The sequence below is a fragment of the Paenibacillus sp. EPM92 genome (assembly GCF_016586185.1).
In the GTDB taxonomy this organism is placed as follows: Bacteria; Bacillota; Bacilli; order Paenibacillales; family NBRC-103111; genus Paenibacillus_G; species Paenibacillus_G validus.
The window spans coordinates 105,258-123,348 of record NZ_BCPS01000081.1; the positions used below are offsets into that span (position 1 = coordinate 105,258).

General features: G+C 55.5%; 17 protein-coding genes. 3 read left to right on the top strand and 14 right to left on the bottom strand.

Going from position 1 to position 18,091, the window contains the following annotated elements:
• Window positions 1-60: 60 nt before the first annotated feature.
• The 3 genes from JMF85_RS20525 to JMF85_RS20535 form a co-directional block, all read right to left on the bottom strand.
• On the bottom strand, window positions 61-855 hold the full coding sequence (locus JMF85_RS20525) for an ABC transporter ATP-binding protein (RefSeq protein WP_054795228.1): 795 nt from the start codon (window positions 853-855) through the stop codon (window positions 61-63).
• On the bottom strand, window positions 855-1,793 hold the full coding sequence (locus JMF85_RS20530) for an ABC transporter permease (RefSeq protein ID WP_236595935.1): 939 nt from the start codon (window positions 1,791-1,793) through the stop codon (window positions 855-857). Before JMF85_RS20530 ends, JMF85_RS20525 begins: the two co-directional genes overlap by 1 nt.
• Window positions 1,794-1,888: 95 nt before the next feature.
• Window positions 1,889-2,968 carry an ABC transporter substrate-binding protein gene (locus JMF85_RS20535; RefSeq protein WP_127605560.1) on the bottom strand — a complete coding sequence of 360 codons (1,080 nt, stop codon included), beginning with the start codon at window positions 2,966-2,968 and terminating at the stop codon, window positions 1,889-1,891.
• A 179-nt stretch (window positions 2,969-3,147) separates the two neighbouring features.
• Here JMF85_RS20535 and JMF85_RS20540 point away from each other — a divergent pair, with 179 nt between their 5' ends.
• Window positions 3,148-3,321 carry a hypothetical protein gene (locus JMF85_RS20540; RefSeq protein ID WP_164751730.1) on the top strand — a complete coding sequence of 58 codons (174 nt, stop codon included), beginning with the start codon at window positions 3,148-3,150 and terminating at the stop codon, window positions 3,319-3,321.
• Window positions 3,322-3,586: 265 nt separating this feature from the next.
• Here the strand turns inward: JMF85_RS20540 and chrA are convergent, their stop codons facing one another.
• Genes chrA through JMF85_RS20555 form a run of 3 tightly spaced genes read right to left on the bottom strand, consistent with a single transcriptional unit; the run spans window position 3,587 to window position 6,103 of the window.
• Window positions 3,587-4,828: a chromate efflux transporter gene (gene chrA, locus JMF85_RS20545; RefSeq protein WP_201318814.1), complete on the bottom strand. Its 1,242-nt coding sequence runs from the start codon at window positions 4,826-4,828 to the stop codon at window positions 3,587-3,589.
• A gap of 34 nt (window positions 4,829-4,862) precedes the next feature.
• On the bottom strand, window positions 4,863-5,552 hold the full coding sequence (locus tag JMF85_RS20550; protein WP_201318815.1) for a hypothetical protein: 690 nt from the start codon (window positions 5,550-5,552) through the stop codon (window positions 4,863-4,865).
• Window positions 5,549-6,103 (bottom strand): helix-turn-helix domain-containing protein, encoded by a 555-nt coding sequence (locus JMF85_RS20555; protein ID WP_201318816.1) that lies wholly within the window; start codon window positions 6,101-6,103, stop codon window positions 5,549-5,551. Before JMF85_RS20555 ends, JMF85_RS20550 begins: the two co-directional genes overlap by 4 nt.
• Before the next feature lie 380 nt (window positions 6,104-6,483).
• On the opposite strand from JMF85_RS20555, the gene JMF85_RS20560 reads away from it, so the two are divergent.
• Window positions 6,484-6,660 carry a hypothetical protein gene (locus JMF85_RS20560; protein WP_155614264.1) on the top strand — a complete coding sequence of 59 codons (177 nt, stop codon included), beginning with the start codon at window positions 6,484-6,486 and terminating at the stop codon, window positions 6,658-6,660.
• A 77-nt stretch (window positions 6,661-6,737) separates the two neighbouring features.
• Here the strand turns inward: JMF85_RS20560 and JMF85_RS20565 are convergent, their stop codons facing one another.
• The 3 genes from JMF85_RS20565 to JMF85_RS20575 all read right to left on the bottom strand — a co-directional run bounded on the left by JMF85_RS20565 (window position 6,738) and on the right by JMF85_RS20575 (window position 10,889).
• Complete coding sequence (locus JMF85_RS20565; protein ID WP_127605567.1) at window positions 6,738-7,838, bottom strand: LLM class flavin-dependent oxidoreductase; 1,101 nt, start codon at window positions 7,836-7,838, stop codon at window positions 6,738-6,740.
• Window positions 7,839-8,396: 558 nt separating this feature from the next.
• Window positions 8,397-9,773, bottom strand: coding sequence for a phosphoglucosamine mutase (gene glmM, locus JMF85_RS20570; protein WP_127605569.1), 1,377 nt, complete (start codon window positions 9,771-9,773; stop codon window positions 8,397-8,399).
• Window positions 9,774-9,950: 177 nt separating this feature from the next.
• Window positions 9,951-10,889, bottom strand: coding sequence for a hypothetical protein (locus JMF85_RS20575; RefSeq protein WP_201318817.1), 939 nt, complete (start codon window positions 10,887-10,889; stop codon window positions 9,951-9,953).
• 380 nt (window positions 10,890-11,269) lie between these two features.
• On the opposite strand from JMF85_RS20575, the gene JMF85_RS20580 reads away from it, so the two are divergent.
• Window positions 11,270-12,151: a hypothetical protein gene (locus JMF85_RS20580; protein WP_054795234.1), complete on the top strand. Its 882-nt coding sequence runs from the start codon at window positions 11,270-11,272 to the stop codon at window positions 12,149-12,151.
• On the opposite strand, the gene JMF85_RS20585 is transcribed toward JMF85_RS20580, so the two are convergent.
• Genes JMF85_RS20585 through JMF85_RS20605 form a run of 5 tightly spaced genes read right to left on the bottom strand, consistent with a single transcriptional unit; the run spans window position 12,148 to window position 17,904 of the window.
• Window positions 12,148-14,406, bottom strand: a complete 2,259-nt coding sequence (locus JMF85_RS20585) for a hypothetical protein (RefSeq protein WP_201318818.1) — start codon at window positions 14,404-14,406, stop codon at window positions 12,148-12,150. The genes JMF85_RS20580 and JMF85_RS20585 overlap by 4 nt on opposite strands.
• 17 nt (window positions 14,407-14,423) lie before the next feature.
• On the bottom strand, window positions 14,424-16,106 hold the full coding sequence (locus JMF85_RS20590; protein WP_127605577.1) for a hypothetical protein: 1,683 nt from the start codon (window positions 16,104-16,106) through the stop codon (window positions 14,424-14,426).
• Window positions 16,107-16,150: 44 nt separating this feature from the next.
• The gene (locus JMF85_RS20595; protein WP_397376001.1) at window positions 16,151-16,585 is read right to left on the bottom strand and encodes a divergent PAP2 family protein; all 435 of its coding nucleotides are present in this window, start codon (window positions 16,583-16,585) and stop codon (window positions 16,151-16,153) included.
• Window positions 16,586-16,603: 18 nt separating this feature from the next.
• Entirely contained in the window at window positions 16,604-16,957 is a 354-nt protein-coding gene (locus JMF85_RS20600) for an SMR family transporter (protein ID WP_054795240.1), read from the bottom strand.
• Between the two features lie 35 nt (window positions 16,958-16,992).
• Window positions 16,993-17,904, bottom strand: a complete 912-nt coding sequence (locus JMF85_RS20605) for a decaprenyl-phosphate phosphoribosyltransferase (protein WP_054799074.1) — start codon at window positions 17,902-17,904, stop codon at window positions 16,993-16,995.
• Between the last annotated feature and the right edge of the window lie 187 nt (window positions 17,905-18,091).

Genomic DNA, 18,091 nt, shown 5'->3' on the forward strand with positions numbered 1-18,091 from the left:
TCCAACGCAAACAACCCGACCTTCCTACTGGAATGGTCGGGTTGTTTGTATGCGTAAAGATTATCCCAGGACGACGCGATCGTCGGCGAACTTCGCCCCGCGGATGTTTTCAAACTGCTGAAGCAGCCCTTCAACGGTCAAGCCCTGTTTCTCATGTGCAGGCACATCGAGAATGATGCCGCCCTTGTCCATCATAATGAGACGGTTGCCGAGCCGGATCGCCTGCTCCATGTTGTGCGTGACCATCAGCGTCGTCAGCTTCAACTCCGCCACGATCTGCTCGGTCAGCGATGTGATCAATTCCGCGCGCGACGGGTCGAGCGCGGCCGTATGCTCGTCCAGCAGCAGAATGCGCGGCTCCGTGAACGTTGCCATCAGAAGGCTGAGCGCCTGGCGCTCCCCGCCCGACAACAGCCCGACCTTGGCGTTCAGCCGATCCTCCAGCCCGATGCCGAGACGGCTGAGCTGTTCGCGGTACCACTGGCGTTTGCGCGACGTGACGCCGATCGAGAGGCCCCTCCGCTTGCTCCGCATGGCCGCCATGGCCAAATTTTCCTGAATCGTCATCGTTGGGGCAGTCCCCGCCATCGGGTCCTGAAAGACGCGGCCGATCCAAGCGCTGCGGCGAAATTCCGGCAGCGTGTCGACCTGTTTGCCGTCGATTTGAACTTTACCCGCATCCGGCGCCATCACGCCGGAGATAATGTTCATCAGCGTCGATTTGCCGGCGCCGTTACTGCCGATAACCGTAACGAAATCCCCTTCGGCCAGATGCAGATTGATCCGCGCGAGCGCCACCTTCTCATCCGGTGTGCCCGGGTTGAACAACTTGGATACTTGCTCGATCCGTAACATCAGCGTTTCCCCTCCTGTCTGCCCTTTCTGCCAACGCCCACAACGTTCTCCGCTTCCAGTTCAAGCGCCCGGCGGCGCATAACGGCTTTCTGGCGAAGTGACTTGCGCACCATCGGCAGGGTCAAGGCGCCGATGACGATCAGCGCGGTCATCAGCTTCATATCGGTCGGCTCCAAGCCGACACGCAGCGCCAGCGCCACGATCAACCGGTACACGATCGAGCCTAGAACGACCGCGAGCGTAGCGCGAAAGACGGTTCGGGCGCCAAACAACGCCTCGCCGATAATGACGGAGGCAAGCCCGATCACGATCATCCCGACACCCATTGTAATTTCGGCGAACGCCGAATACTGCGCAATCAGCGCTCCGGACAAGGCGACAAGTCCGTTCGATAAACTGAGGCCGACAATGATCGTGTTGTCCGTGTTCACCCCGAAGCTGCGGATCATCCGCGGATTGTCTCCGGTCGCCCGTAAAGCGAGCCCCAAATCCGTATGCAAAAACCAGTCAAGCGCCAGCTTGACAATCAGAATCGCAAACGGCATCACCCACAGCACCGACAGGTTGGTGATCAGCGTATCCACACCGAGCAGCGGAATATTCGCCTTGCCCATGATCCGCAAGTTGATCGAATATAAAGCGATCATCATCAAGATACCGGAAAGGAGCGCGTTGACCTTTCCCTTCGTGTGCAGCAGGCCGGTGAGCGCGCCCGCCGCCAATCCGCCGACGAATGCGACGAACGTCGAGACGAGCGGCGAAGAGCCGCCCGCAATCATAACGGCCGCTATGGCGGCGCCGGTCGTGAAGCTGCCGTCCACCGTCAAGTCGGGAAAGTCCAAAATCCGGAACGTCAAATAAACGCCCAGCGCCATAATTGCATAAAACAACCCGAGCTCCAGCGAACCTTTTAACGCAAACATTGTACTTGCGAGCATTGCTAATTCCCTCCAGTAAAGCAGGAAGAGTGACCTTCTCTAACCAAGAGAGAGGTCACCCCCCAGCACAAATTCGAATCCTTCGTTCCTGAATCTTATTTCGCTGCGTTCAACAGATTGTTTTTATCCTGCATTTTGGCTTTCATGGAATCGGTGATTTCCACACCCTGCGCCTTAGCCGCAGCGGCATTGATGATCAGGTCGAGCTTGTCCGGATAGCTGACTTTCATATCGCCCGGTTTGGCACCTTTCAAAATTTCGACCGCCATTTTGCCTGCTTGGTATCCGTGATCGTAATATTTAAAGCCGTAGGTCGCGATCGCGCCCTTTTCCACCGTATCGCGGTCGCTGGAGAAGAACGGAATTTTCTTGTCGGTTGCTACTTTGATGATCGATTCAACCCCGCTCACGACCGTATTATCGAGCGTGATGTAGATCGCATCGGCGCGCCCGACGAGCGATTCGGCCGCTTGCTTCACATCGGACGGATTCGCCACCGACGCTTTCACAACTTTAACATTGTGCTTGGCTAAAGCGGCTTCCGCCGTTTTCACCATGAATGCGGCGTTCGGCTCGCCTTCGTTGACGACGACACCGACGGTTTTCACCTTCGGAAACTCGGACGCAATGAAGTCCATCAGCTTCGGTACGGCATCGGGATGCGTATCGGCTGCGCCGGTTACGTTGCCGCCCGGCTTGTCCAGGCTCGTGACGAGCTTCGCGCTAAGCGGATCGGTAACGGCGCCGAACAGGACCGGCGTATCTTTGACGTTCTGCACAACCGCTTGAGCCGAAGGCGTAGCGATCGCGAAGACAAGATCCTTCTTGTCGGCGGCGAATTTTTGCCCGATCGTCAAGTTGTTCGTGGAATCGCCCTGCGCATTCTGATAGTCGACCTGCAGGTTTTCTTTGTCGACGAATCCGCCGTCCTTCAATGCCGCCAGAAACCCTTCTCTTGTCGCATTCAAGGAAGGATGCTCGACGATCTGCGAAATTCCGACTTTAACTGTCTTTTTCGCTTCCGGAGCATTGGAAGCGCTTCCTGCACTTTGGCCTTCAGTAGATGGTTTCGTTCCACAGCCTGCCAGAACCAGCGGTACTGCAATCAGCAACGAAACAATTTTTAATGAAGTTTTCAATTTACGATGACCCCCCGTTTGGTGTAACGTGAACATGCTTTAAAGTAATAATGTTATAATAGTATGGACGTATTGATTCCGTCAATATAGAATAGACTGTTGTTCAGTTGGCTTTCGGCGTCATTATCAATATTTTTGCCTGATCAGTCATGAATACTATCCATAAATTGGTCATTATTTTCGGAACAGCTCACCCGAATTACCGGAGGCCCTTCATGAAAATCGCCGTTTTCGTCCTGCTGCTCATGCTTTACCCGCTATTTCTGCGCTTGATTCATATCTCCGATCTGCGGGCGATCCCGCTGGTCGTTCCATACGCGCTCGCCTCGCTGTCATTTCTTATCATCGGCTCCGAGCTTTTGTCCTGGTTGTTCAAAAAGAAAAAATAAGGCGCCGCCCTTCGTCCGCCGAAGGTAGGACAAGGTCTGCTCTGCTGATCGGCAAGCAAGCCGTTCTTGCGGGAAGGTGAAGATGCTCGTCCGCAGCCTGAACAAAGCCGTCGAGGCGTTCTCGGCCGCTTTGTGTTCGGTCGGTTTACACATTCTCACGCTGCGTCGCTTCCCCATCCCGTACCCGCCGAAGGATCGGCGCTAACGGGAGCCGTAACCATCCGCAGGCCAATTTCCGCCTTCGGGGGAATTCCTCCATAAATCGTTACGATCCAATAATACCGAGCGCGCCGCAGCCTATGCCAAGGACAACTACAGCCCACGGCGGCATTCTCCAAAATTGCAGCAATCCGAACATGACGACGGCGAAGGCCGCGTCGGTCCTGTGCGTCACCGCCGACGTCCAAATCGGATCATACAGCGCGGCGCCCAGAATTCCGACAACCGCCGCATTTACGCCCGCTATAACGCCTTGTAAGCGGGGCTTCCCGCGCAGTTCGTTCCAGAATGGCAGTGCCCCCCATACGAGCAGAAACGCCGGCAAAAAAATTGCGGCCGTCGCAACGACGGCACCGACGACGCCGTATGCCGTCATGCCCAGGTAAGAGGCAAACGTGAACATCGGACCCGGAACCGCTTGAACGGCGCCGTAACCGGCCAAAAAGTCGGCATCCCCGACCCAGCCGGCGGGGACGACCTCCCGCTCGAGCAGCGGCAGCACGACATGTCCGCTGCCGAACACGAGCGAGCCGGCGCGGTAAAACACTTCGAACATCGCCAGCAGCGGATGCGCGAAGAAGTGGCGGCCTATCGGCAGCAGCGTGAACAGCGCGGCGAACAGAACAAGGAAGAGGGCACCGGTTCGCTTGCTTATCGTCAGCTTCAACTGTGCCGGATCGCCCTCTGTTTCATGCCGCAGGCGCCAATACCCGAACAGCCCGGCAGCCAGCAGCAGCGCGATTTGCGCGTAGGCGCTCTCGACGAGCAGCACACCGGCGAACGCGCCGAAGGCGATCGAAGCCCGTACGCGGCCGGCCGCCAGCTTTTGCCCCATGCCGATAACCGCTTGTGCGACTATAGCTACGGCAACAAGCTTAAGGCCGTGAATCCATCCGCTTTGTGCCGCATCCGTCCCCTGCAGCAGAACAGCAAACCATACGAGCGCCAGCACCGACGGTCCCGTGAAGCCAAGCCAAGCCGCCACCCCGCCGAGCCAACCGGCGCGCAGCGTTCCGATGCCGATGCCGACCTGACTGCTCGCAGGTCCGGGCAAAAATTGGCACAGTGCCACCAAATCGGCGTAGCTCCGGTCATCCATCCATCGTCTGCGATTCACGTATTCACTGCGAAAATAACCCAAATGTGCGATCGGACCGCCGAAGGAGGTCAATCCCAGCTTCAGGGATACGATAAAAATTTCAAATAAAACGGAGAAACGGGACCGTTTCCTTGCTTCGTCGACATTCGGCTTGGAAGCGGCACTTCCTGCTTTTCCCACAATGGTCATAAGCTTACCTGCACTCCTTCAGCGCTTCGATTCTCTATATCCATGACCAAGCCCCCGATACGTACAACCCTAACCCAAGTAACGCTCCGCCGAGCAAAGCCGCAAACGCCTCACCCCAAGCCACCGAACGCTTGACCAGCTGGACCATTGCTAAATTAAACAGGCTGTGCAGCGGAATCAGGATAAACACCGTCCAGGGGATCGACGCTACAATCAATGTCGCGCCAATATGAAACGCGCTAGCGGACAGGCGCTCGACGATCCCCCATAACGGATGTGATTGGGTTAAGCCCTGCGACTCCAGTATAGCTTTCGCCTGAAGCGCTTGCTCATCCTGTCGGTGAGCAAGCGCTGAAATCGCGACGACCTGGATCATCACATAAACGACCTCGACCGCCGCCCAGCCTTGCCCGAGCGAAGCCGCCCAGCTCACCTGAACCGACGTAAGCGCCAGCAAGCCATAGCGAACGCCTTCCTCCAGCGGACCGGAGGATGCGTATAGGACGGTCTTGCCGAAACCGGGCTTCTTCATCGCCAGCACGGATAATGGACCTCGCAGCATGAAAGCGACGACCCAGCCGGCCGCTCCCAAGCCGAACGCCGTCCATATGAGCGGGAACCCGCTATAGGCGAAAGCTCCGGCAAACAGAACCGGAACGAGCAAGTATAGCGGAACCAACCGCTTGGCGATACGGGCATTATTCAAGAACGGATCTGTACTCATGGCGACTCCTCCTGTTTCCTCTTTGGCTCGGGAATAACGATGTTCGTAAATGCCCTTCTCCGTCGATCAGGCGCAGGTCCGTTATCCATCCGGCGTATAAGCGACGCCTTGATTTCTTCAAACAACTCGCGATATTCGTCATCGCTTAAATAAAGCGTCGTTTGCCTCATTGAAATGCCGTCCCGCTGCATATCATATTCGTCCTGAGCCACATACCGTCCGAAATCGCCGATCAGCCCCGAAACAAACTTCATGAATAGCTCCATGTGTTCCTCCGCGCTCATCGCCGTCAGTTCTTCGTTCGGCACGCTTTCAGCATGCTCCCCGATCGCATACCATTTCTCCATCGCGCCGCGCTGCTTACGCTGCTCGACGACGACGATCAATCCGGCTTGTTCCAGTTTGTTCAGATGGCGATACATCGTCGCTTGGGGAATGTCCGGGAATAAGGCGCTTAGCTGCTGCCTGGTGAGCTTGCGTCCTTGTATAAGCGCTTGAATGATTTTCAAACGAACGGGATGCAAAATAAGATCCGCTTTAGATTCCGTCATAACCGTACACCTCCTATAACTTTATTATTATTGATAATGATAATAATGTCAAGACCAATCTGATCGAATATAAGAGTACTCCAATAAAAAATAAAGCAGCGCCAATCTCCTTTTTGCCGTTTCTAATCAACCGTCCCGTCTCCCTTCGTTCTCCATGCCTGATCTCCCCATCAACAGCAGATCGCTTCGTTCAGTATACCCTTTATTTGGAAGCGTGCTGAACAGGCAATAGTCCAGCGCGTTCAGTGGACTTAGGTCGGGATGAAGCCATGTCGATACTAGTGGATACAGCACGTCTTCCAAGCTAACGGTTATGATGGCCGTTTTTGCAGCATCCTACTTCTGACCTACCAACAATTCGTGAAGGAGGCGAACAATCGATGGAGCCTGACAACAGAGAGGGTATAGACGGGCTTGACGCACAGCAGACCGAAGAACTGGAGGCTACCCGGACGGTACAAGCCAACGAGGCGATGGACGATGCTTTTTACGGAAACCAAGCGCAGAACGAACGTGATATGCTGAATGCGGCAGAAGTCAACCGCAACCAATCGTAATGCTTTAACGCCCTTCAAGAAGCGTAAGCCGCATCCTGAAGGGCGTTATGTTTTCGCTCTATATGCGGCGATATCCGTCAAGAATCGCCGCGAGCTCCCGCTGACCGTCGCCTAATCTCGCGCCGTACTGCCGGGGCGACCTCCGTGGCCAAAAGCTCGATGGCGGCTGCTACCCTGGCGAAGGGCTGCCCGCCGATATCGATTTGCGCAACGAAGCGGTTATGTCCGAACATCTCATACTGGTACATGATTTTGTCGATGATTTGCTCCGGGCTGCCGACGGCCAGACCTTCTTCAGGGCGGACGAACCGCTCGAAATCGGATCGCGTTATCGTGAAGCTGCGCCCTCTCTCCCGCATCAGGGGGCCCCAGTAATTGGCATAATACGGGTAAAATTCATCCAGAGCCTGCCGGGATGTCTTCGCGATATACCCGTGGCTGTTCACAGACACTTTGAGGTTCGCAGGAGGATGACCTGCTTCCAGATAGGTTCGCCTGTAGATGTCGACCCGCGGCTTGAAGAAGGACGGATCGCCGCTGAGCAGCGCCATCGCCATCCCTTTCCCCAACAGACCGGCTCTCGCCGCACTCTCCAGGGTTCCCCCGACGCCGATCCAGATCGGCAGCGGTTCCTGTATGGGGCGGGGCGAGATTTCGGCATCCTGCAAGGCCGAGCGGAATCGGCCGTCCCAGGTGACGCGTTCCTTGGCGCTCAGCTCAAGCAACAGCGCGATTTTCTCCTTGAACAGCTCTTCATAATCGTCCAGCTTATAGCCGAACAGCGGGAAAGATTCAACAAACGCCCCGCGTCCGGCGATGATCTCCGCGCGGCCGTCCGAAATCAAATCCAAGGTCGCGAAATCTTCGAACACCCGCACAGGATCGGAGGTGCTGAGCACCGTCGTGGCGCTCGTCAACCGAATGCGCTTGGTCACCTGGGCAATGGCGGCCAAGACAACGGGTGTGGAAGAAGCCGCAAAATCCAGCCGGTGATGCTCGCCGAAGCCGAAGACGTCGAGCCCCGCCTCATCGGCAAGCTTGGCCGCCGCCACAATTTCTTCCAGACGCTGCCTGGCGCTCAGGGTCCGTCCGGTTTGCGGATCGGGCAGCAAATCCCCGAAAGTGTACACGCCGAACTCAAAATCCGGCCCATGCGCTCTGTTTGATTCGTCATTCATAGGGATGGATCAGCTCCTCGGAAAAGTAGTCAATCTCGTAACAAGTGCTATGAGTTTATTATGCATCTAAAAGGGAAATTCCGGAAGTAGGCTTTTGGCTGCTGATCTTCATCGCCGTCGTTCCTTCCAAGCCTCGCGATGGAAGATGTGATTTAAATCACTTACCTTTTTATTTCACTCCGCTATGATGGTTCTAAGGACGACAGAGGCAAACAATACGATCTGAAATGGGGGAGTATACGAATGCAAACGGTAATAAAAACGGAGAAAAAGAAACAATTTGACGGCCTTCCGCTGGTTATCCTCGTATTCTGCGCGGTCCTTTCGTCACCGTTAGTTTATTTCTTAATTCACCTTATGCTTGGGAACGAAGAACTTTTTATTTACGTTAATTAATAAAGCTGATCGAATAGCCTGACTGCAGGAGACAGTCAGGCTATTTGCGTTCAATATGAATTCGAGCCCGCGGGAGCGATGCATCCTGTATGCATTTACCTCTTCCTTTAACTCAACAAGGAAACATGGGCAACTGAGCCGAACGAATGGCCCCCTGCGGTACTAACGCGATGAAACCGGATGAAATGCAGGGTGCACCAAGCCTGTTTCCGAGCGAATGACGCGAGCAATTCGCTCGGCATACCCCTCCAGCAAAGCGGCATCGGGGCCCTCAACCATAACACGAATGAACGGCTCCGTTCCGGAGGGACGTACAAGCACACGCCCTTCGTCCCCAAGCTCCGCCTCAACCGCCTCTATCGCCCGCTTAATGCGGACATTGGCATCCCAGCCTTGCTTGCTTGCGGCCGGAACATTCACAAGCAGCTGCGGGTACGAGCGCATGATTTGGCGTAACTCGCTCAAGGGTCGCCGTGTTTTCACCAACACACTTGCCAGCTGGACAGCGGTTAGAATACCGTCTCCTGTCGTGTTGAGATGCAGCATAATCGTGTGACCCGACGGTTCACCGCCCAGTACATAGCCTCCTTTACGCATGGCCTCCACGACATAGCGATCTCCGACAGCCGTCTGAATCAGGTTAATATTCAAGGCTCTCATGGCTTTAACAAAGCCCATATTGGACATGACGGTGGTGACTACTGTATTCCGGTCCAGCTTACCGGCGTCAAGCAAACTGCGTGCCAGAATTGCCGTTATATAGTCGCCATCCACAAGCTCCCCTGTCTCATCCACCGCAATCAAGCGATCTGCGTCGCCGTCGAATGCAAGGCCTAATTGCGCCCCTTCCCGCACGACTGCCTTCCGCAGTTCATCCGGATGCGTAGAGCCGCAGTTTGCATTGATATTGATCCCATCCGGCTCTGCAGCCAAGGGAATGACATTCGCTCCCAGGGCACTAAACACAGCCGGCGCAATCCGGGCTGCCGCGCCATTCGCACAATCTACGACAACCTTCATTCCGTTCAGACGAACAGACGCTGTATTCTCCAGAAATTTCGCATACATTTCAGCTGCATCTTTACGCACAGACAGACGCCCAAGATCAGCTCCAACAGGACGCGGCAGCCGGTCATCCGGCTGATCCATCAAATCCTCAATCTGATCTTCCAGCTCGTCAAGCAGCTTAAAGCCGTCACTGCCAAAAAACTTAATTCCGTTATCCGCTACAGGGTTATGCGAAGCGGAAATCATCACACCGGCATCCGCTTGCAAGGTTCGAGTTAAGTAGGCAACGCCTGGCGTTGGGATAACACCCGCTTGAATAGCCGTGGCCCCTACCGAAAGGATCCCGGCAATTAAAGCAGACTCTAGCAGATCGCCCGAAATACGAGTATCTTTGCCGACTACAATCGACGCCTTGGCTTTCTGTTTCGTGATCAGATACGCACCTGTACGCCCGAATTTATAGGCTAATTCCGGAGTCAGTTCCTGATTGGCCAAGCCTCTCACACCGTCTGTTCCAAAATAACGTCCCATTATGCATTCCCCTTTCCTTAGCGCCACCGCAATGGTTCGGCGTATTCCAGTTTGGTTACTTGTTCCACTGCTTCAAATAAGACGGAGTATCTCTCCTCACAATGGCAATTCGTGCTGCTCTATGCCCAGCCGTTCGGAATTGCGTTCGTGGAGTCCCAACCTTGTCCCGATGCCGTCCTATTCCTTTAAACGGCTCCAGCCGTCATAATCATGCACGGCATATCCGGTAAAAGGAGCGCGGCTGATAAGCGCTTCGCCCACGGTGCCGAGCTCGCGCATCATTTGCAAGCTGCCTTTGTCGAAATAGGAGATGGGGCCCTCGGAACTCGGCAATGTTTCCACCGCCACGATGACGGACTTGCTGTTTCTCTCCGCCTCGCCCAGCTCTGTAGCAATGCTGCTGATGATGTCTGCCGCATTGTCGCGGTAAGCCATGAGGGTCGTTTGGTCAAGCTTGCCGATCATCCAGTTGGACAAGGTTGTCCGCCCCCCCTCCCCGTCCGGCACGTTGAATTGCTCCAGCCAGACCGGCAAATCCGCACCGGCGATCAAATCGGGGGTTTCAATTTTCATTTCTTCGACAAATCCGCTCACCGTATCCCGCCAAAGCCCCAGCATCGTATCCGTATCCTCATACCATGCCCGCATGACGTACGGCTCGACATCGAGATGGATTCCTCTAAACCGTTCCTCGGCTGCAACGCTGTTGTTGTATGTTTTCACCCAATTGATCAGCTTGTACATCTTAATCTGTTTGTCCTGAAGGATCCAATCTGGAGCTCCTCCCAGAGCATGAACCTCAATTCCGCGGGCGGCAGCCTCCCGGATAAAGCCGCTGTAGTCACTCGTCTGAACATCCGGATCGGCCTGCAAAAAAATAAGATTGACGCCGTTCTGCCGGAGAAATTGGAATGTGCCTTCTCTGTCCTTCAGCAGCGTAGCTGTATTCCACAGCCAAGTGGCTTTATGTATCGGGCGATCCGCTGCCGCGGCATATACCTGACGGGTCAAACCGGCTTCCGCCGGAAGGGCGACAAGGGCCTGGGTAAAAGCTAAACAAATGACCAGTACTTTTCCAACAAAGCGGGATCTTGACCGTAGACGTTGTCTTTTCACTTATGAACTCCTTCGATATCGTATTTTTCAGCTGCACACAAGGTAAATTATACCATTCTAGTTCGTTATAAAGAATGTTTCCTATGTCATTTTTTTATGTATAGTAAAAATAGCTCAACTTTTGCATAGGGATGATAGAAGACTGCACCCAAAAATGCGTTATAACGAATCCCTTTAACTGCGAAACTATCGTTTGGTATAATGGATGCAAGCTTTCTATTTAATCACCCAAGAACGAAAGAACGAGACCGGACGATCGCTATCCATGCTTAACCCCGCGTACATCGATTCACAAACTTTGGGAGAAATACAATAGTGGCGGCAAAGGAGAGCTGAATCGGATATGTTGCATAATTGCAGTAGCGGGGTAAGGATTTGATATGATTATAGTGATGGTGATGCTCATGTGGTTATCGGCAGGCTTTACAACTTCGTCCCTTTCCTCGGCAGACTCCTTGCCATCCAACATGCCAAGGGCAACCTGGCTGTGGGATACTTCGCTCATCGGTACGAACGCAGGGCGAACCGACATTTTGCAATTTGCCAAAAATGAGCGGGTCGAACGCATCTACTTACAGGTGAACCGGGATGTCGCCCAAAGCGATTATCGAAGCTTCATCCAAGCGGCGGCGGACAGCGGTATTCAAATCCACGCGCTGGACGGCGCTCCGAAGTGGGCACTTCCGGAAAACCGGAAATACATGACAGCTCTGGTCGATTGGGTAAAGTCCTATAACGCATCCGTGCTTGTTAACGAACGGTTTGCGGGCATTCAAGTGGACATCGAGCCTTATCTGCTGCCGGATTGGACCGCGGACCAACATGCGGTTGCCGTGAATTGGCAGCAATCCATTGCCTATTTTCATGATCTGGTGAAGAAGGATTCCGCCGCTTTAACGACATCCGCCGCCTTACCGTTCTGGCTCGACGGCATTCCGCTATCGGACGGCAGCGGCACGCTCAGCGAAGCGATGATGGGCAAGCTGGATGAAACCGCCTTGATGACCTACCGCAATCAAGCGCTGGACGTCATTGATTTGGCAGCGGAGGAAATAGCCTTAGCCGACCGTCTTGGCAAGAAGGTATGGATTAGCGTGGAAACGAATCCGGCGCCGGATACTCCGTATATCACCTTCAGCGGGGAAAGCAAGGCAGAAATGGAGCGCCAGCTGGCTGTCATCGACGGCTTGCTGAAAGCTCGCCCGTCTTATTCGGGCATCGCCGTTCATGATTACACCGGCTGGCGCCATATACGCAACTAAGGCTTGGCGGCTGCCGCTCCGTCCGGAGGAGTCGCTTTAGGCGGCTGTTTCCCGAGCTTGCCGAACGCCTCCTTCAGAATCGGATAGCTTTGCTTGAGACGCTCATGCGATGCCGGCTTGTTCCAGTTATCCCACTTGTAAGCGACAGGCTCTGCCGGGTTCGAATTTCCGGAGAGATGCGGCTCAACCCGGACCGCCTTGCTTTCCTCCATCTTAAACGCCGCTGCTTGATAAGGGTAACGCCATACCTTGTGCGAGCTGGGATCGGTAAATCCGAGCAGCATCCAGGGCACGCGAACCTCGATGACAGACCCGGCGGCGTGCCAGTCGGCCAAATTGTTGAACTCGGCGCTCTTCGGGTCTGTCGTGCCGTGATGCAGCCGGCCGATCTCGACATCCTCGAACGGCACCGGCTTCTTGCTTTGCGGGAGCACCAGCGGTTTGCTGACCGGCAGCCTCCACGGCAGGAAGAGACCGTTCTCTGCCTGAGACCAGGCTTCCTGCCAGGGCATCATACGGTTCACGAAGCCATACTGCCAGGAATGGTAATCATACGCGCTTTGCACATAGATGGCCGAGTCGTTCTCCCCGCTCAGCTTCATAACAAACTCCTGACCGCCGCTGAAGGTGATGCCAGGCGCTTTATCCGCCTTCGCGCTCCCGCTATCCACCGTATCAAAGCCGATATAAAGCGGCTGTTCCCCCGGCTTCCAATCGCCGTTCTTATTTTTCAGCAGCAAGTACAGGTAAGCTTCATCATGCGAGACGGTGAGGCTGTACCCCGGATAATCCCGGCTTTCGGTGTTTTTTCGGCGGTCCCAATCATCCGTCTTCCCGTCAAGCACGATCGTGTCCTCCTGCGATTTGCCCGGTTCCACCGCAAGCAAGCCGAAATGCTCCTCGTTCGTCAGCATGTTTCGCCACATGGGACGGCGGTCGATCGGCGAATCCAGCTCCATCGTGTTCCAAGTGATCTTGAACCATTCATCCTGCCAGGCGAACAGGACTGCGCCATCCAAGTTCTCGTTGTAAATACTGCGGTACAAATCGGCGTCGATTTCCCCCTGTTCTTTTTCCGAATGCATGCCTTGATTGCGGTTTAGCGGACCGTAGTGGGCCATACCGCGCGAGCTCGGCACGCCGTATTCCGCCACGATCAGCGGGATGCCCTTGTGATGCTCCCGCAACTCGTGCAGGTACCCCGCATACGGATTGATGTTCCCTTCGCTGTCTTTGTAGGTTTGATACTTCTCCTCGTACCGCAGCAGGTCCGGGTAATACGGGTAAATGTGATAGGAGGCGAAATAGCCGGCCTTCCAGCCCGCTTGCGGACGAACCTGCATAGGGTCCACCGAGACCAGGTCTTCGGTATCTGATGGTTCGTTCGGGTGGGTCAGCGGGTCGGTGGTCACCCAATTGGTGAACGAAACCGGATGCTGCCAGCCGAATTTCATATCCTCCTGCGCCAACGTGTCCAGCATTTGAGCCAGCCAGCTTTCAAAAGGGGAGGCCCCGGAAGCCGCCTGAAAATAGGTACCTTGAAACGGCTTCATACCGGGATGCGCATCGTTCGTCGCTTTCACGGTGTAAGGGTCCCACTCGATGCCAACCACCCAGCCGAGCACATAAGGCGATACGTCGGCTTCGAATTTGCCCGAAGCATGACCGGACTCCGCCTTCCTCTTCAACTGCCCGTGGATGACCTGAACGGCATCCCGGATCTCTTTCCGGAACTGGTCGATCGTGTCCTGCTGCAGCGCATCATAGCCCTGCCCGCCCGCGCCGACGAGCTGTTCCTCAGGCGCCCAGATGCCCTGCAGGATGTAAAGCGGGTCCTTGCGTCCGGCATTGAATTCGGCCAGCGCTTCATAGAAGTGCGGCGGCAAAATCGTATAAATCCGGACGACATCCGCATGCATAGCCTTGATTTGTCCGAACCATCGCAAGTAATCCTCCTTGGTCGGACTGAGCTCTCCGGGCGCATGCCCCGGAGTCGTAGCCCCCATGTTCACGCCGGACCAAAACTGCGGTTTCCACGCCTTCCCGTCGTAGACCTGCAGATGCCCGTCCTTAACGGCGGAGGTTTGCTTCACGCCCCCCTCATCGTACACCGGCAGGGCTGACACGGGAATGTCTTTGCTGCCGCCGGCAAACAGGTTTCGGGCCGTTTCGCCCCATGGCGGGGTGCAGCCCGCCAATAAGGCGAGAAGGACCAGCCCGGGCAGGATTCTTTTTTTTACCGAAATGACGTGCATGATACCCTCCTTGATCTTTACTTCGCTTTAACCTGCATCTCCTGTTTATCCTGATCTACGCAGAGGGTGGTTCCTGATTTAATCAGCGTCACCTTCTCGCTGCTGCAGACGAGCGGCGTTTCCTCCTTGAATTCGATGCCGTACGCTTTAAGCCGTTCCCGGTTGGACCAGCTGTAGGTAAACTCAGCTTTCACCGGCTGGGACGCCGACTGCAGCTGCGCCAGCTGGCCGCGGAGCTCCTCGCTCATCGCCCACTGCCTGGTCGTGAACGAGCCGCCGACCAACAGCGCATTCGCGGCAATCACGACAGCCAGCGCGATGCCGACGCCGTTCAAGAACCGGTAGCCCTTCACACACAGGGCAAGCCATACGCAAATCAACGGCACGGTCCAGAGCTGGGGCACATAGCGTGCCCACCAGGCCGCCGGGTTGATCAAGGAAGTTACCACCACCAGCGCAATGACCCCGATGGCAGCCAAGGTGATTCCGGGGCGCCGCCGCAAGGCCAACGCCAGCACCAGCAGAGCAAGCAGCAGCGCACCGCTGAACAAAGGCCCGAAGCCGGCTACCGCGACATCATTCTCGGCATAGGTCGGCAGCGCTTGGGCGCTGAATATAAACGGCCATTGGAACTGCGTTGGCTTCTTATCCGTGCGGTTGCCCATCGGTTCGGCGAAGTAAGAGGCTGCCACCCGCTCGAAGCGGTTCATCCGTTCCAGATTGCGAGGCGTAAAGTTCTTCACAACATCGATGGCATTGTCCCCGGCAAGCGGATGAAAAGGATGCCCGTAGTGGAGCGTATTGGTCACGTAAGGATTGTATCCGACGAGAAGCACGCCGATCAGCCCCCCGACTGCCGCCATGCGAAACAGATGCTTCAGCCGGGCAAACTGCTCACCCATGTACAGGGCAATGAGCAGCCCCACGGTCAGCACACCCGCGTAACCGACGGCGGTGAATTTGAGGTTCATCATCATGATCATCCCCAGCGTATACACCGTCGTCAGCAGCCAGCCCGGACGGGTGAAGATCAAGCACCCGAGCGCAAGCAGACATAGCAGCAGCGAACCCAGCAGTCCATCGACATAAAAGGTGAACGACTGGTAAACGCTGACCGGGTTAAGCGCAAGCAGCAGGGCCACCACCCAAGCGGTGACCTTGTTCTCAGGCTTCAAGGTCAGCAGCGCCGCCAGACTGAGCAGGCCGGAAGCCGCCATCATCATCAAGTTGATGACCTTGCTTGGCTCGAGCAGACCGGTTGCCATATAGATGGAAGCCGCGGCAATCTCGGCCGCCTTCGCGTAATGGTTAACCCAGATACTGTTGCCCGTCGGCATGGAAATTTCCTTATCGTAGACGGGGTTCCATCCTTCCGCCAAATGAATGATCGCTTCTTGGTGATAAGCCTGGCCGTCATAGGACAGATCGTAGAAATACCCGCACACCACGAAGCCGCCTATAAACAGCAAAGCGCTCAGTCCCGCCGACATGGCGAACACCTTCATGTGCTGTTCCTCCGCCAGCTTCTTCGACGCGATCCAGGAGAGCAAGGCGGCCAGAGCCGCCGCGAGCCAAAAGTCCGCCTTCATCACCGGCAGCCCGGCAAGAAACAGCAGCGCCGGGATCATAAAGGCGGCGACGTTGAGCGTCAGGAGCGTCATTCCGCTGACCAAACTAATAGATGCCATCCGGTTTCTCATAATGCCCACTCCCATTATCCGAAAAATCTTTGTATGTACCTGGACTAACCCGTCAGCTGCGAGGCGAGCCAAGCAAGCAGCGTGCCGACCGCCAGGCCGCCAAGCACCTCTGACCGGGTATGCCCCTGCCTTTCTCTCAGGCCGGCCCCGCCGGCGGCGGCAATTTCGCGGGTCAGTTCGTTAATGCGTTTCGCGCTCTCCCCGACGGCGCGGCGGATGCCCACCGCATCGATCATCACGATGTAGGTCAAGGCGACGGCGAGACCGAACAGCGGCGTCCCCCAGCCCTGATCGAAGCCGATCAGCATGGCGACAGACGATACAACCGACGTATGCGTACTCGGAAAGCCGCCGTTGCCGATCAGCTTCCGGGCATCGCGGCCGTGCCGCACCCTGTTCACCGCATACTTCAGCGTCCCGGACACGAGCCAGGCGATGAAAGGCAGCGCCGGATACAAGAAGCCTGCACCGATGTCCACATCCACTCCCCCTTTCCGTTATGCTCGCGCAATGAGCAGCACGCCGAAGGAGATGAAGGCGGCGCCGATCCATTTTTGCATCGATAACGATTCATGAAACAAATAAAATCCTAGCACCATGACGACAATATAGCCCAAACTAACCATCGGATAAGCGGTGCTGAGCGGGAACTTCTTGAGCGCAAGCAGCCAGAACACCGAGCTTAAACCATAACAAGCCAGCCCTGCCGCAATCGGCCCATAAGACGCCATAGAGGACCAGGACAACATGGCGGCGCCCGCCGGTTTGGGTGTACCGACGCCCCATTTCATCAGCACCTGCCCCGCGGCGCCTAGCAATACGGATACGAATAACCATACATAATGGATCACCGCAGCTTCTCCCTTCCCAACCGAGCTTGTTTTAATTAATTGAAGAACAGCAGAATGCACACGACGGAAAATCCGTACAAAATCACCGTCAGCAAAATATGCTTATCCTCAAGCAGCAGCTTTTCCGGGCGGCCGCCCTTTCCTTCCATGTGAATCAGATACAAGTAGCGGAACACGCCGTAAAGCACGAAGATTAACGTCCACATCAGCTGGATCGTATGGCCCGAGGTAAAGGTGAACAGCGCGTAGCTCATAATCGTCGCCGTCGTCACGATCCCCGACATTTGGTTCAGCATCTCCATCGAATACGAATCCAGCACTTTGCGGTGCGAGCCCATGCCGTTCTGCATCAGCGCCAGCTCGTGCCTGCGTTTGCCGATCGCCAGAAACAAGGCCAGCAGCATCGTGCAAAGCAGGAACCACGGCGTTAACGGTACACCGATGACGAGACCGCCGCCTACCGCGCGCAGCACGAACCCGGAGGCGACGATGAGCAGGTCGACAATCACGACATGCTTGAGCCGCAGGGAATACAGCACATTCATGCAAAAATAGGCGGACAGCACAAGCCCGAAAGCAACCTGGAAGCGGAACGCCAGCATCAGGCAGCATGTCAGCAGGACGAAGCCGAACAGCAGCGCCGCCTGCGGATGAATCGCGCCGGAAGCAAGCGGCCGGTTCTTCTTCTCCGGATGCATCCGGTCCCGTTCCCGGTCTACGTAATCGTTCAGCACATACACGCAGCTGGAGACGAGACAGAACAGCACAAAGCCGACCAAAGCTTGACCGAGCATGTGCATGTCCGCCTGTTGAATGGAAAAGATCAGGGCAGCAAACACGAGCAAATTTTTCGTCCACTGCCGGGGCCGCATCAAGGCCAGATAGCGGATGGGAACCGGCCGGCTTCCCCAGCCTTCCAGCTCGGCGTGCGCTTTGGATTGGGACATGACCAAACCTCCTTTGTCATCGATTAGGTGCGGCTTATGTCTGATAATTACGGGTATACCTCCATTCCGCAATTCATTATAACGAACGAAAGATTCTTTATAAAGAACGATATTTGGTAGTATTTTGGAGAATATGGCAGGAAATCCACGTTTTTTGTTCTTTAAAACGGAATAATCCGAGCTGTTC